At 66.9% G+C, this 13,414-nt stretch carries 14 protein-coding genes; 5 read left to right on the forward strand and 9 right to left on the reverse strand.

Annotated features, from left to right (window positions below; translation table 11 throughout):
- Window positions 1–181 precede the first annotated feature (181 nt).
- The gene (gene dinB, locus TEP_RS17035; protein ID WP_132826053.1) at window positions 182–1,276 is read right to left on the reverse strand and encodes a DNA polymerase IV; all 1,095 of its coding nucleotides are present in this window, start codon (window positions 1,274–1,276) and stop codon (window positions 182–184) included.
- 191 nt (window positions 1,277–1,467) lie between these two features.
- Between dinB and fabA the strand changes: the two genes are divergently transcribed.
- Together fabA and fabB are read left to right on the forward strand one after the other, a co-directional pair.
- Entirely contained in the window at window positions 1,468–1,983 is a 516-nt protein-coding gene (fabA, locus tag TEP_RS17040) for a 3-hydroxyacyl-[acyl-carrier-protein] dehydratase FabA (RefSeq protein ID WP_025878420.1), read from the forward strand.
- Complete coding sequence (gene fabB, locus TEP_RS17045; RefSeq protein ID WP_025878419.1) at window positions 1,983–3,191, forward strand: beta-ketoacyl-ACP synthase I; 1,209 nt, start codon at window positions 1,983–1,985, stop codon at window positions 3,189–3,191. Before fabA ends, fabB begins: the two co-directional genes overlap by 1 nt.
- 299 nt (window positions 3,192–3,490) lie before the next feature.
- Here the strand turns inward: fabB and TEP_RS17050 are convergent, their stop codons facing one another.
- From TEP_RS17050 to TEP_RS17060, 3 genes are read right to left on the reverse strand one after another with little or no spacing between them, the layout of a single operon-like run.
- Window positions 3,491–4,174, reverse strand: a complete 684-nt coding sequence (locus TEP_RS17050) for an HAD family phosphatase (RefSeq protein WP_033830258.1) — start codon at window positions 4,172–4,174, stop codon at window positions 3,491–3,493.
- Window positions 4,171–4,872, reverse strand: coding sequence for a 16S rRNA pseudouridine(516) synthase (locus TEP_RS17055; protein ID WP_132826054.1), 702 nt, complete (start codon window positions 4,870–4,872; stop codon window positions 4,171–4,173). The genes TEP_RS17050 and TEP_RS17055 overlap by 4 nt, the downstream gene beginning before the upstream one ends.
- Complete coding sequence (locus TEP_RS17060; protein ID WP_132826055.1) at window positions 4,869–5,939, reverse strand: class I SAM-dependent methyltransferase; 1,071 nt, start codon at window positions 5,937–5,939, stop codon at window positions 4,869–4,871. Before TEP_RS17060 ends, TEP_RS17055 begins: the two co-directional genes overlap by 4 nt.
- 156 nt (window positions 5,940–6,095) lie before the next feature.
- Between TEP_RS17060 and TEP_RS17065 the strand changes: the two genes are divergently transcribed.
- Window positions 6,096–6,359, forward strand: coding sequence for a hypothetical protein (locus TEP_RS17065; RefSeq protein ID WP_080150143.1), 264 nt, complete (start codon window positions 6,096–6,098; stop codon window positions 6,357–6,359).
- A 112-nt stretch (window positions 6,360–6,471) separates the two neighbouring features.
- On the opposite strand, the gene TEP_RS17070 is transcribed toward TEP_RS17065, so the two are convergent.
- Complete coding sequence (locus tag TEP_RS17070) at window positions 6,472–6,762, reverse strand: DUF3247 family protein (RefSeq protein WP_132826056.1); 291 nt, start codon at window positions 6,760–6,762, stop codon at window positions 6,472–6,474.
- Window positions 6,763–6,806: 44 nt separating this feature from the next.
- A complete protein-coding gene (locus TEP_RS17075; protein WP_240790721.1) occupies window positions 6,807–8,792 on the reverse strand; it encodes an ATP-binding protein in 1,986 nt (661 codons plus the stop codon).
- Between the two features lie 250 nt (window positions 8,793–9,042).
- On the opposite strand from TEP_RS17075, the gene TEP_RS17080 reads away from it, so the two are divergent.
- Complete coding sequence (locus TEP_RS17080; protein ID WP_132826058.1) at window positions 9,043–9,609, forward strand: DUF3016 domain-containing protein; 567 nt, start codon at window positions 9,043–9,045, stop codon at window positions 9,607–9,609.
- Window positions 9,610–9,992: 383 nt separating this feature from the next.
- Here TEP_RS17080 and alr read toward each other — a convergent pair whose 3' ends face one another.
- Window positions 9,993–11,063 (reverse strand): alanine racemase, encoded by a 1,071-nt coding sequence (gene alr, locus TEP_RS17085; protein ID WP_132826059.1) that lies wholly within the window; start codon window positions 11,061–11,063, stop codon window positions 9,993–9,995.
- Complete coding sequence (locus TEP_RS17090; RefSeq protein WP_132826060.1) at window positions 11,042–12,346, reverse strand: D-amino acid dehydrogenase; 1,305 nt, start codon at window positions 12,344–12,346, stop codon at window positions 11,042–11,044. Before TEP_RS17090 ends, alr begins: the two co-directional genes overlap by 22 nt.
- A 149-nt stretch (window positions 12,347–12,495) precedes the next feature.
- Here TEP_RS17090 and TEP_RS17095 point away from each other — a divergent pair, with 149 nt between their 5' ends.
- The gene (locus TEP_RS17095; RefSeq protein ID WP_025878409.1) at window positions 12,496–12,975 is read left to right on the forward strand and encodes an AsnC family transcriptional regulator; all 480 of its coding nucleotides are present in this window, start codon (window positions 12,496–12,498) and stop codon (window positions 12,973–12,975) included.
- Window positions 12,976–13,032: 57 nt separating this feature from the next.
- On the opposite strand, the gene TEP_RS17100 is transcribed toward TEP_RS17095, so the two are convergent.
- The gene (locus TEP_RS17100) at window positions 13,033–13,185 is read right to left on the reverse strand and encodes a lana protein (RefSeq protein ID WP_132826061.1); all 153 of its coding nucleotides are present in this window, start codon (window positions 13,183–13,185) and stop codon (window positions 13,033–13,035) included.
- Between the last annotated feature and the right edge of the window lie 229 nt (window positions 13,186–13,414).

The following is a 13,414-nucleotide window of genomic DNA, read 5'->3' on the forward strand; positions in this document are numbered from 1 at the left end:
GGTCCGGTTGCGGGGGACGCCGTAAACCCGTCCATGGGGGCTTGGCCGCGGCATCCATGCCGCGGACACCCCCGCAACCGGACCCACCCCGCCTTCGACAGNTTCCCGCNGCTGTTGGTGGGTGCTGACCGTTGGTCTGCACGCGGCTGTTGGTAGGTGTCGACCTTGGTCGACACAGGTATCAGGTCCGTGGGGAATCGTTCGTTGCGTGCTCGAACAGTTCGCCCTGCACCACCGGTTCCTTTTCGCGGAAACCGCCGAGGCCGACGCCGACCAGCCGATAGCGGGTGTCGGCGGGTAGATCGACGCGGGCGCGCAATGAAAGTGCGATGTCGCGTAGTTCTTCCATCGACTCGGGCGGGCGTTCGGGGGTGAAGCTGCGGGTGAGGATGCGGAACTGCGCGGTCTTCAGTTTCAGCACCACGGTGTGGCCGATGCGTTCGGTCTTGCGCGTGGCCTGCCAGGTCTTCCCGGCCAGCTGCACGATCGCCTCGCCCAGGTCTTCCAGCAGCAGGTCTTCGGCGAAGGTGTCCTCCGAAGAGATCGACTGCACCTGCTGGTCCGGTTCCACCGGCCGCTCGTCGACACCACGTGCGCGGTTGTACAGGCTGCGGCCGAAGCTGCCGAAGGCATCTTCCAGGTCCGGCAACGTCCATTGCCGCAGGTCGCCGCAGGTGACGATGCCGCGCGCCGCCAGCTTGCCTTCCATCACCTTGCCCACGCCGGGCACACGGTTCACCGGCAGCGGCAGCAGGAATGCGTCCACCCGCTGCGGCGGAATCGCGAACTGGCCGTCGGGCTTGCGCCAGTCCGAGGCGATCTTGGCCAGGAACTTGTTCGGCGCGATCCCGGCCGAAGCGGTCAGGTTGGTTTCCTCGCGGATCTGCGCGCGGATGGTGCGAGCAATGTCGGTGGCCAGTTCGATGCCACTCTTCGGCTCGGTCACGTCCAGGTAGGCCTCGTCCAGGGACAACGGCTCGACCAGGTCGGTATGGCGCAGGAAGATCTCGCGCACGTGGCGCGACACCGCCTTGTAACGCGCGAAGTCCGGCGGCACGAAGACCGCGTCCGGGCACAGGCGCTCGGCACGCAGTGCCGGCATCGCCGAACGCACGCCGAACACGCGCGCCTCGTACGAAGCGGCACACACCACTGAACGCGCACCGCGCCACGCCACCACCACCGGCTTGCCGCGCAGTGACGGATCGTCGCGCTGCTCCACCGACGCGTAGAAGGCGTCCATGTCGACGTGGATGATCTTGCGCAGTGCGTTCATGGTTGGCCCACATGATACCCGCACCGTACCCGTCCAGACGCCGAAGTATGGTCGTTGTGCATCAACGGGATGCGTGGTTTCAGCTGAAAACACTACGCACGCGTACGGAGAGGCGGTTTGATATCCGCCTGATCCGTCGTGCATCCTCGGGAGCTCGTTGCCTTGTTTTCGCTTCCAGGATTGCGCTTTCCATGACTCGTCTCCACGCGTTCAACCGCGACCAGCTGCTGGCCAGCGCACGCGGTGAACTGTTCGGCGCTGCCGCCGGCCGGTTGCCCAACGACCCGATGCTGATGTTCGACCGCATCACCGAAATCCGCGAGGACGGCGGACCGCATGGCAAGGGCATGGTACGCGCCGAACTGGATATCCGCCCGGACCTGTGGTTCTTCGGCTGCCACTTCATCGGCGACCCGGTGATGCCCGGCTGCCTGGGCCTGGATGCCATGTGGCAGCTGACCGGCTTCTTCCTGACCTGGCTGGGTGCCCCCGGCAAGGGCCGCGCCCTGGGCTGCGGCGAAGTGAAGTTCACCGGCCAGGTGCTGCCCGACGCCAAACTGGTGCGCTACGAGATCGACATCAGCCGCGTCATCAACCGCAAGCTGGTGATGGCCCAGTCCGACGCGCGCATGTACGTGGACGACCGCGAGATCTACAACGCCCGCGACCTGCGCGTGGGCCTGTTCACCGAAACCGGGAGCTTCTGATGCGTCGCGTCGTCATCACCGGCATGGGCATCACGTCCTGCCTCGGCAATGATCTGGATACTGTTTCGGCTGCCCTGCGTGAAAGCCGCGCCGGCATCACCGCGCTGGCCGACCACGCCGAAGCCGGCCTGCGCAGCCAGGTGGGTGGTCGCGTCGACCTCGATCTGGATGCGCTGATCGACCGCAAGCAGAAGCGCTTCATGAGCGATGCCGCTGCCTTCGCCTACCTGGCGATGGCCGATGCCATCACCGATGCGGGGCTGACCCCGGAGCAGGTCAGTGGCCTGCGCACCGGCCTGATCGCCGGTTCTGGCGGTGGCTCCAGCGAATGGCAGGTCGGTGCGGTGGATCTGCTGCGCAGCCGTGGCGTGCGCAAGGTGGGCCCGTACATGGTGCCGCGCACGATGTGCTCGACCGTGTCGGCCTGCCTGGCTACCGCATTCCAGATCAAGGGTGTCAGCTACTCGCTGTCGGCCGCCTGCGCGACCTCGGCGCACTGCATCGGTGCGGCTGCCGACCTCATCCGCCACGGCGCGCAGGACATCATGTTCGCCGGCGGCGGTGAAGACCTGCACTGGTCGATGAGCGTGATGTTCGATGCGATGGGCGCACTGTCCACCAGCTTCAACGACACCCCCGCCAGCGCCTCGCGCCCGTATGACAAAGACCGCGATGGCTTCGTCATCGCCGGCGGTGGCGGCATGCTGGTGCTGGAGGACTACGACCACGCGGTGGCACGTGGCGCGCACATCCATGCCGAGCTGATCGGCTATGGCGTGACCTCCGATGGCGCCGACATGGTCGCGCCGTCCGGCGAAGGCGCCGTGCGCTGCATGAAGATGGCGCTGCAGAACGTCGACCGTCCGCTGGATTACCTCAACACCCACGGCACCTCGACCCCGCTGGGCGATGTGACCGAGCTGGGTGCGATCCGCGAGGTGTTCGGCGATGCGATTCCGCCGCTGTCCTCGACCAAGGCGCTGTCGGGCCATTCGCTGGGCGCTGCCAGCGTGCATGAAGCGATCTACTGCCTGCTGATGATGCGCGATGGCTTCGTGGCCGGCTCGGCCAACATCGGCGAGCTGGACCCGAGGGTGGAAGGCTTCCCGATCCTGCGCGAAAGCCGCGAGCAGAAACTGGACACGGTGATGTCCAACAGCTTCGGCTTCGGTGGCACCAACGCGGCGCTGGTGTTCGGCAGGGTGTGATCTGAAAGCGTGCCAACCAGGGTTGGCACCTACCAGGGCGGTAGCGCCGGACCATGCCCGGCGAGAGCGGTGAAGCGTGCCGGCCAACGGTCGGCACCCACCAGGTTCAAGGTGGCACCCACCGGGTTCTAGGTTGGCACCCACCANAGCGGTAGCGCCGGGCCATGCCCGGCGAGAGCGGTGAAGCGTGCCGACCAACGGTCGGCACCCACCAGGTTCAAGGTGGCACCCACCAGGTTCAAGGTTGGGCACCACCGGGTTCAAGGTCGGCACCCACCAGCACCCACCATCCCCCACCGTCACCTCGGCAGCAGCGGCAGCAGCAAGGCGTGCGCGTCCACCAGCGAGCCGACGATGCGGTGGCCGAGCGCGCGCAGTTCTTCATCGGGATGCACCAGGTCCGGTACTTGGATCACGGTCATGCCGGCCGCCAGCGCGGCTCGTGTACCGGCCGGAGAATCCTCCAGCGCCAGGCAACGTTCCGGCGCCTGTCCCAGCCGCTGCGCGGCCAGCAGGTAGATGTCCGGCGCCGGCTTCGGCCGCGCCACATCGCCACTGGTGATCACCGCATCGAAGTACGGCAGCAGCCCAGCCGCGGCCAGCTTGCGGTTGGCCCGCGGCTGCCGCGTGGTGGTCGCCACCGCGCGCGGCACCGCGTGCGACTTCAACAACTCCAGCAGTTCCAGGATGCCCGGCCGCAGCGGCAACCCGGTCTGCGTGCGCTCCTCGTATAGATCATGGCAACGCGCGGCCATGGCCTCGATCATGCTGTCTTCGATGCCCTGCTGGCGCAACAGCGCCTGGCTGTCGCGGTCGCCAAGGCCGACCATGCGCACGAAGAAGCTGGCATCCAGGGGCAGGCCGAATTCTTCCGCCGCCTCGCTCCAGCATGCAAGCGACACACGCTCGCTGTCGATCATCAGGCCGTCCATGTCGAAGATGACGGCGTCGGGCAGGAACGGCAGCGCAGCGATGGAAGTCATGGAGCGAACAACGTATCCAGATCGGTGGAGGTCAGCAGCCGCCATTGCCCTTCGGCCAGTCCCTGCAGGTCCAGGCCACCAACACGGCTGCGGTGCAGTGCCTGCACGTGGTTGCCTGTGGCAGCGAACATGCGGCGTACCTGATGGTAGCGGCCTTCGTGCAGCACCAGGCGCGCCCTGCGCGGCCCGAGCACCTGCAGTTCAGCCGGCAGCAGGGGCGTCTTCTCCGACTCCAGCATCAACGTGCCGCTGGCGAACAGCGCACCCTCATCGCCGCGCAGGTCTTCGGCCAGCTCCACTTCGTAGACCTTGGGCAGCTTCGACTTCGGCGAAATGATCCGGTGCAGCAGGTTGCCGTCGTCGGTCAGCAGCAACAGGCCGCTGGTCTCGCGGTCGAGGCGGCCGACGGTGGACAGCACCGGGTCGCGGTCGCGGAAGCGGGGCGGCAGCAGGTCGTAGATCAGGCGGCCCTTGTCCTTGGTCGAACAGGTGTAGCCGGCCGGCTTGTACATCGCCAGCGACAGGCCCACCGGCGGGTCCAGTGGTTCGCCGTCGACCCGCACCGCTTCATGCGGCACCTGGTCGTCGGCATACAGCACCTCGCCGTCGGCGTCGGTAACGCGGCCTTCGCGGAACATCCACTGCACCTGCTTGCGGCTGCCGTAGCCGAGGTTGGCGATGTGCTTGACCAGTTTCACCGGGCCTTCCCCTTGCCCTTCACCGCTTCGACCAGCTTGAAGCCATCGCGCTCGGCGACCACGCGCACCGCGCCGAAGCTCTCGTTGAGCGTGTACTCGTAGGGCAGGTGGCGGTTGGCCACCACGTACAGGCGCCCACCCGGGCGCAGCGCCTGCGCGGCCACTGCGATGAAGCGCTGGCCGATGTCCGGGCGATCCGCACGCGAGGGCGTGTGGAACGGCGGGTTGCTGATGATGACGTCGTAGTCCGGCTCGATACCGGCGGTGACGTCGCGCCACAGGAAGCGCAGCGGAACGGCGCGCGGTGGCGGCGCCAGATTGAGCTCGGCCAGGTCCAGCGCGCGCTTCTCGGCCTCGTACAGGTCCAGCGCGGTGATCTTCGGGCAGCGCTCCAGCAGTTCACGCGACAGGTAGCCGTAACCGGCACCGAGGTCAGCTGCACGCCCGGCCAGGTCGGCCGGCAGGTGTTCGGCCAGCAGCGCCGATGCCGGGTCGATGCGGTCCCAGGCGAACACGCCTGGACGGCTGAGGAAGCGGCCGCCGACGATCGGCCGCACCGCGTCCAATGTGGCCCAGCGCTTGGCCAGGTCCGCATCGTGCTGGCCCTGCAGCGGCGCGGTCCAGAACACGCGGCAGTGGTTCTTGGCCAGGCTGCCGCCGAGTCCGGTCAACTGCTTCAGATCGCCTTCGCCGGAACGTGCGCCTTCGTTGTTGTGCTGGCAGGCCACGATGCGGCCACCCTCGGCAACCAGCGCCAGGGCACGGGCGAACAGCGCGCGGGCTTCCTCGCGCTGGCGCGGCGGCAGCACCAGCACCAGCGGGTAACGGCCGCGGCCAGCAACATCATCCAGCTGCCCGCTGACGGTCCAGCCAGCGGCCTGCTGCAGCGGCTGCGCGAACGGGGCGAAGCTCTGCTCGCAATCCACCTGGCGGCCGCCGGCCTGCTCGCGCAGGGGCCAGCCATCACGGGCGCGCAGGAAGGCCACCGGACCCTCCGGCCAGCGCAGGGCACCGCTGGAGAACGGCAGGAACAGGGTCTGCAGGGGGGCGTCGTCGCTGGATGCCATCGGCGCGGGTACTGGAAGCGTGAGGGCCGTCCATTGTACCGGCTTGTCCGGCCCGGCCCCGAACGCCGCTTTGCGAAACTTCAACGTTGCCTTGATGCCGCAGCAACATGCCAGCGCTCAGGGTAGAAGCTCCCCCGCAACCCATGGAGACCCTGCATGCGAGCCTTGTTCGTCGGAGGTGTCGTCGACAACAGTGAAATGGACCTGGAAGGCAGCCATCCCCCCGTGCATTACCCGGAGGACACCGGCGGCGGCCATTCCCGCTACCGCCTGCACCAGGTCGGCCACGGCGCCGATGGCAGCGTGGCCTACGCGGTCTACGGCGCGCCGGATCTGGCAGACGATGAAGTGGCGCGGGTGGCCGAGGAGCGCGCCTATGAGCGCAGGTTCGAAGCGACGGCAACCCTGTTCGAGCATTGACCACCACAGCCACGCATGGCGTGGCGCTACTGATGGAATGACCGCAGCCTCGCGCGGCGCGGCGCTACAGTAGATCCACGCCATGCGTGGATGCAGCCAACGGCAGAGGCCGTCAGCACCTCGGCGGCAGCTCGCGGATGCTGGCGATTTCATCCAGCCAGACGTGATGCTGCTGCACCGGTGCATCAAGATCGTCCAGCCGCAGCTGGCCATTGCTGCCTTCGTCGCCGGCGTCGTTGCGGTACTGCTGCAACGTCGGCTGCACTGCAACCGTGCCCAGCAGGCGGCGGCCATCGTGCAGGGTCAGCTGCACCGGGGTCTCCCCCCGCAGTTGCGGCAACAGGGCTTCCAGGCGCGCGATCTGCGCGGGATCGGTATGGATTCGTGGAGCAATACGGGACATCGGCGACCTCCTGAACTGCAGGGTCGCCGATCGGCCGTGAATGCTCAGTGCAGCAGGCTGTCGCCGCGCGTGGCCTGCACGCGCCGCACTACGCCCACCAGCTGGGCCACCGAGTACGGCTTGGCCACATGCTCCTGGAAGCCCGAGGCCAGCGCGCGGCGGCGGTCGTCGGCACGCGCCAGCGCCGTCACCGCTACCGCCGGCAGCGCTGCCGCGTCCACGCCCAGGTCCTGCCGCAGCGTGCTTACCAGGCCATAGCCATCCATGCCCGGCATGCCGATGTCGGTCAGCAGCACCTGATACTGCAGGTGGCCATTGTCGGCCAGCAGCGCCAGCGCCTCGCCCGCCGAACTGGCGGCGGACACGCTGGCGCCCTGCTCTTCCAGCATGCGCCGCAGGTACTCCAGCACTTCTGGCTGGTCTTCCACCGCCAGCACATGCAGGCCACGCAGCGGGTACGGTTCGACCACCATCGGTTCCAGGATCGGACCGCTGACGACCTCGCGCAGCGGACGCCGTTCGGCATCGGGCAGATGCTGCGGCAGGCGCACGGTGAAGGTGGAGCCGTGACCATGGCCATCGCTGGCCGCGCTGACCGAACCGCCGTGCAGTTCGACCAGCTGTTGCACGATGGCCAAGCCCAGGCCCAGACCGCCATGACGGCGGGTGGTGGTGCCGTCGGCTTGGCGGAAGCGGCTGAACAGATGATTCAGGAATTCCGGCGCGATGCCGTCGCCGGTATCGCGCACGGTGATCGTCCAATAGTTGCCATCGGCCTGCAGCTGCACGTCGATGCGGCCTTCGGCCGGGGTGAACTTGATCGCGTTGGACAACAGGTTCCAGAACACCTGCTGCAGCCGGGTGGCATCACCCAGCACCTGGCAGGGCTGTGCCGGCAGCTGCAGGGTGACGTCCAGCGCCTTGCCTTCGGCAACCAGCTCCTGTGCGCCCATCGCTTCGTTCAACTGGTCGCGCAGGTCCAGCACTTCCACTTCCAGCTGCACCTTGCCCAGCAGCATGCTGCTGAGGTCGAGCATGTCCGAGATCAACCGCTTCTGCGCGGTCGCGCTGTTGGCGATCACGCCCAGGCCCTTGTACAGCGGGCTGGTGGAATCCACGCGCTGCAGCAGCAGTTCGCTCCAGCCCAGGATCGTGGTCAGCGGCGTGCGCAGCTCGTGCGACAGTGTGGCCAGGAACTCATCCTTCAGCCGCGCCATGTTTTCGGCCGCGCTGCGCGCGGCACGCTCGGACTGCAACAGTTCCTCGCGCGCCAGTTCGATCTCGCGGCGCTCGGTGACATCCGGGCTGCTGCCGGCCAGGCCGATGAAACGGCCCATCCGCGAAAAGCGCGGACGTGCGTTCATTTCCAGCCAGCGCCACTGCCCGTCGGCACGACGGGCACGCACCAGCGCGTGCATCGAACGCTGTGCCTTCAGTGCTTCCTGCAGTTCGTATTCAAATACCGACGCATCGTCGGGATGCACCAGGCCGCGCCAGACATCTTCGGGCACCCGGTTCTCGTCGCCGCCGAAGAACTCGCTGAAGGCACTGTTGACGAAGCGGGCGTGGCCGCGCTCGTCCAGTACCCACACCGGCATCGGCAGGCCATCGGCCAACGCACTGAAACGGGCCTCGCTCTCGCCCAGTTCCACTTCCATCTGCTTGCGCGCGGTCACGTCGAAGAACAGGATGCCGACCTTGTCTTCGCCCGGCTGACCAACCCGCACGGCATCCACCGCGAACGTGCGCCCGAGGGCACGGGCATCCATCTCGAACTGCGCTGGCCGCCCGGTCCGGGCGACTTCGCCATAGATCCGGAACCAGTCACGTTCGTGGTGTGGCTCCAGCGCGCTCATGCGCTTGCCGCAGGCATCCTTCAGCCCGGTATGGCGCTCGAAAGCGTCGTTGACCTCAAGAAAGCGGTAATCGATCGCCTGGTCACCGTCGAACAGCACCTGGATCACACAGAAACCTGCGTGGATGCGCTCAAGCACGCTATGGTGCAGGTCGGTTTCGGGCGTCGGCACCATCAAGGGTGAGCGCTCCGCGAGGGGCGGCAGTGTAGACAAGGGCGTGGGCAGGAAAAGACCGGATGGAGGTACAGCATCTTCCAGAGTGCGTATTCACAGCGTCAAGCGCCGTCAGTCACGGTTGACGACCATGAATTGGCGGCAACTGTTGACGCATTTGACGCTACTGACCATTGCTGCGGCCCTCCAGCGGGATCACACTCGATCCGAGATCATCATCCTCCCCGCTTCGGGGACGCAGGAGACTGCCATGAAAGGTTCGCTCTCAACCGCCCTGCTGCTGGCCGGCATGCTTGCCGTGGGCAGCGCGGCCGCCGCGCCGCGGACGGTAACCGCGCCCGATGCGCCGCGCGCACTGCAGGCCGATGGCCCGGTCAGCGTGCAATGGAATGATCCGGCCAAGTTCACCGAGATCCGTCAGAGCACCAACCGCTTCGAGGCCGAACGCGGGGACTGGGTGCAGCAGCTGGCACGCTACGTACAGACCAGCGCCGCCAAGCCGCTGCAGGCCGGGCAGACGCTGGAGGTAACCCTGGTGGACGTCAAGCGCGCCGGCGACTACGAGCCCTGGCACGGCCCGCGTGGCCGCGACATACGGATCATGCGCGACATCTACCCGCCGCGGATCACCCTGCAGTACACGCTGAAGGACGCCAGCGGGCGCATCATCGATGAAGGCGACGCCCGCCTGAGCGACAGCGGTTACCTGCACAACATCGGCCTGAAGAGCGATACTGATCCGCTGCGCTATGAGAAGCGCCTGATCGATGATTGGGTGAAGCGCCAGCTGACCTCGCGCGTTACCGCTGCCCGGTAGCTGCCGACCTTGGTCGACACGCATTCACGGCGCCGACCAGGGCTTGATCCGATCCGGTAGGTGTCGACCTTGGTCGACACACATTCATAGCGCCGACCAAGGTCGGCAGCTACCAGAGCCGTGCGCAGCGCTGATCCGATCCGGTAGGTGTCGACCTTGGTCGACACGCATTCACAGCGCCGACCAGGGTCGGCAGCTACCAGAGCCGTGCGCAGCGCTGATCCGATCCGGTAGGTGTCGACCTTGGTCGACACGCATTCACAGCGCCGACCAGGGTCGGCAGCTACCAGAACCGTGCGCAGCGCTGATCCGATCCGGTAGGTGTCGACCTTGGTCGACACGCATTCGCAGCGCCGACCAAGGTCGGCAGCTACCAGAGCCGGTCAGTCCTGGTAGACGCGTGCCACGCGCTTGACGCCGCACGGCAGCTGGTAGGCACTGACACCGCAGCGCGGCGCCAGCTCGGACAGGGTCGGCACCGTACCCCACAGTTCCACCACGCTGCCGACACCGGCCTGCGCATGCGCGGTCAGGTCCACGGTCAGCATGTCCATCGACACGCGGCCGATCAGCCCACCGGGTTGGCCATCGATCAGCACCGGCGTGCCATTGGGGGCGAACTGCGGATAACCATCGGCATAGCCCAGTGCGACCACGCCCACGCGTGTGCGCGCCTTGGCCACGAAGCGCGCACCGTAGCCGACCGGCTCGCCGGCTTCGATCCAGCGCTCGGCGAACACCTTGGACTGCATCGTCATCACCGGGCGCAGGCGCGCGGTGAGTTCACTGTTGTCCGGCAGCGGATTGGCGCCGTACAGCATCAGGCCCGGGCGCACCCAGTCGCTGCGCACGTCCGGCCAGCCCAGCAGCGCCGGCGAATTGCAGATGCTGGTCTCGCCTTCAAGACCATCGATGGCCTCGACGAAGGTCGCGGCCTGCTCATGGGTACGCTCGCTGTCCAGTTCATCGGCGCGCGCCAGGTGCGTCATCATCACGATGCGCGCCACCTGCGGCAGTGCAGACAGGCGTGCGTGCGCAGCGCGGAAACCGGGAACGTCCAGGCCCAGCCGGTGCATGCCGCTGTCCAGCTTCAGCCACACCGTCAGCGGACGCGGGCTGTCGAACGCGACCAGCGCTTCCAGCTGCCACGGCGAACCGACCGAGAACCACAGGTCATGCTCGGCCACCAGCGCCATTTCGCTGGGCTCGAAGATGCCTTCCAGCAGCAGGATCGGCGCACGGATGCCGGCCTGGCGCAGTTCCAGCGCTTCTTCGATGGTGGCCACGCCAAAGCCGTCGGCCTCGCCTTCCAGTGCCTGCGCACAGCGCACCGCACCGTGGCCATAGGCATCGGCCTTGACGATCGCCAGCGACTTGCCACCGCCCAGTTCACGGGCCAGGCGATAGTTGCTGCGCAGTGCGCCCAGGTCGATCAGCGCGCGGGCAGGACGCATGTGCGGTTCTCATGTTGCGGGGCGTGGCGGTACTGGCCGTAGCGGAAGATATCCAGGCCTTCGGTGCTGATCTGCGGCTGGCGCGCGCTCATCAGGTCGGCCAGGTAGCGGCCCGAGCCGCAGGCCATGGTCCAGCCCAGCGTGCCGTGGCCGGTGTTGAGGAACAGGTTGCGGAACGGCGTGGCGCCGATCACCGGCGTGCCGTCCGGCGTGGCCGGGCGCAGGCCGGTCCAGAACTCGGCCTTGGCCAGGTCACCGCCCTTCGGGTACAGGTCGCGTACCACCAGCTCCAGCGTCTCGCGGCGGCGCGGCGACAGCGACAGGTCGAAACCGGCCACCTCGGCCATGCCGCCGACGCGGATGCGGTTGTCGAAGCGGGTCACCGCCACCTTGTAGCTCTCATCGAGGATGGTCGAAGTGGGTGCCATCGCCGGGTCGGTGATCGGCAGGGTCAGCGAGTAGCCCTTCAGCGGATACACCGGCAGGCGCATGCCCAGCGGCGCGACCAGTCCCGGCGAATAGCTGCCCAATGCGACCACGAAGCGGTCCGCGGTTTCCAGCGTGCCACCGATGCGCACGCCGGTGATGCGGTCGCCGTCGAATTCCACGCCGGTGATGTCCTGGTCGTAACGGAACTCCACCCCCGCTTCGGCCGCCATCTGCGCCAAGCGGCGGGTGAACAGCTGGCAATCGCCGGTCTGGTCGCGCGGCAGGCGCAGCGCACCCACCAGGCCATCGACGTGGGCCAGCGCAGGCTCGGCCTTGATGATGCCGGCGCGATCCAGCACTTCGTACGGCACCCCGTACTGGGCCAGGATCTCGATGTCCTGCGCCGATGCATCCAGCTGCTGCTGGGTGCGGAACAGCTGGGTGGTGCCCAGGTCGCGCCCTTCGAAATTGATGCCGATCTGCGCACGCAGTTCGTTCAGGCAGTCGCGGCTGTACTCGGACATGCGCACCATGCGCGCCTTGTTGATCGCGTAGCGCTCGTGGGTGCAGTTGCGCAGCATCTGCCACAGCCAGCGGTACTGGGCCAGGTCCATGCCCGGCTTGATGGCCAGCGGTGCGTGCTTTTCGAACAGCCAGCCGATGGCCTTCTTCGGCACGCCCGGGGCAGCCCACGGCGAGGTGTAGCCGAAGGACAGCTGGCCGGCATTGGCGAAGCTGGTTTCCAGCGCGGGACCGGGCTGGCGGTCGACGACGGTGACTTCAAACCCGGCCTGTCGCAGGTACCAGGCACTGGTGGTGCCGATCACGCCGCTGCCGAGGACTAGGACTCGCATGGGAATTCTCCAACCCGATCATTCCCTGCATTTGCGTGCGCAGGGGCCATAATCGGGGAAGTATATTCTTCCGTATCCAGATGATTTGCCTGATTTCAGCAATGCAGTCAGGATATTTCCCTGTGATTCATTCCCCGAGCTTGACGCCCATGGCCACCCGTCCCCGCGAGCTGGACAAGATCGACCGCAAGATCCTGCGCATCCTGCAGGCCGAAGGCCGCATTTCCTTCACCGAGCTGGGAGAACGGGTCGGCCTGTCGACCACCCCGTGCACCGAGCGTGTGCGCCGGCTGGAGCGCGAAGCGGTGATCACCGGCTACCACGCGCACCTGGACCCCAGCGCGTTGAAAGCGAGCCTGCTGGTGTTCGTGGAGATCAGCCTGGCCTACAAGTCCGGCGACATCTTCGAGGAGTTCCGGCGTTCGGCGCTGAAGCTGCCCAACGTGCTGGAATGCCATCTGGTGTCGGGCGATTTCGATTACCTGCTGAAGGCACGGATCAGCGAGATGGCGTCCTATCGCAAGCTGCTCGGCAGCACCCTGCTGACCCTGCCGCATGTGCGTGAGTCGAAGAGCTACATCGTGATGGAAGAGGTCAAGGAGACCTGGGCGCTGCCGATTCCGGATTGAACCGACCGGCGGCAGCGGGACCAGACCCCGCAACGCGGGCTCTGGCCCCTGGGTGCATCAGCGCTGCTGCGGGTTCTTCATGGAACCCTGTTGCGGATGCTTCTTCTGCTGCTCGTTCGGCTGCTGTTGCTGTTGCTGCTGGCGCTGCGGCTCCTGCGGTGTTTTGCCCTGCTGTTCCTTGCCGGGATGACGGTTCTGCTGGTTGGCCATGATCGTATTCCAAGGGGACGAGGGAAGCGCTACGACAGGGATGCCGGCGCAGGTCCACCGTGGTCCTGGCACGGTTAATCGCAGGCGAAAAACGGGTGATGTGGGGTGTGCAGGGCGGGGGCTGTTTTCCGGCGTTCATGTGGGTGGCGGGTTTCCTGCCAACGGCTGAGCCTCTCGTGGCTGGGCAGACTTCCAGCATTGCGGGTGAGGCCGGGCGGGTGGGCTGTGC

The organism is Stenotrophomonas sp. TEPEL (genome assembly GCF_004348785.1).
In the GTDB taxonomy this organism is placed as follows: domain Bacteria; phylum Pseudomonadota; class Gammaproteobacteria; order Xanthomonadales; family Xanthomonadaceae; genus Stenotrophomonas; species Stenotrophomonas indicatrix.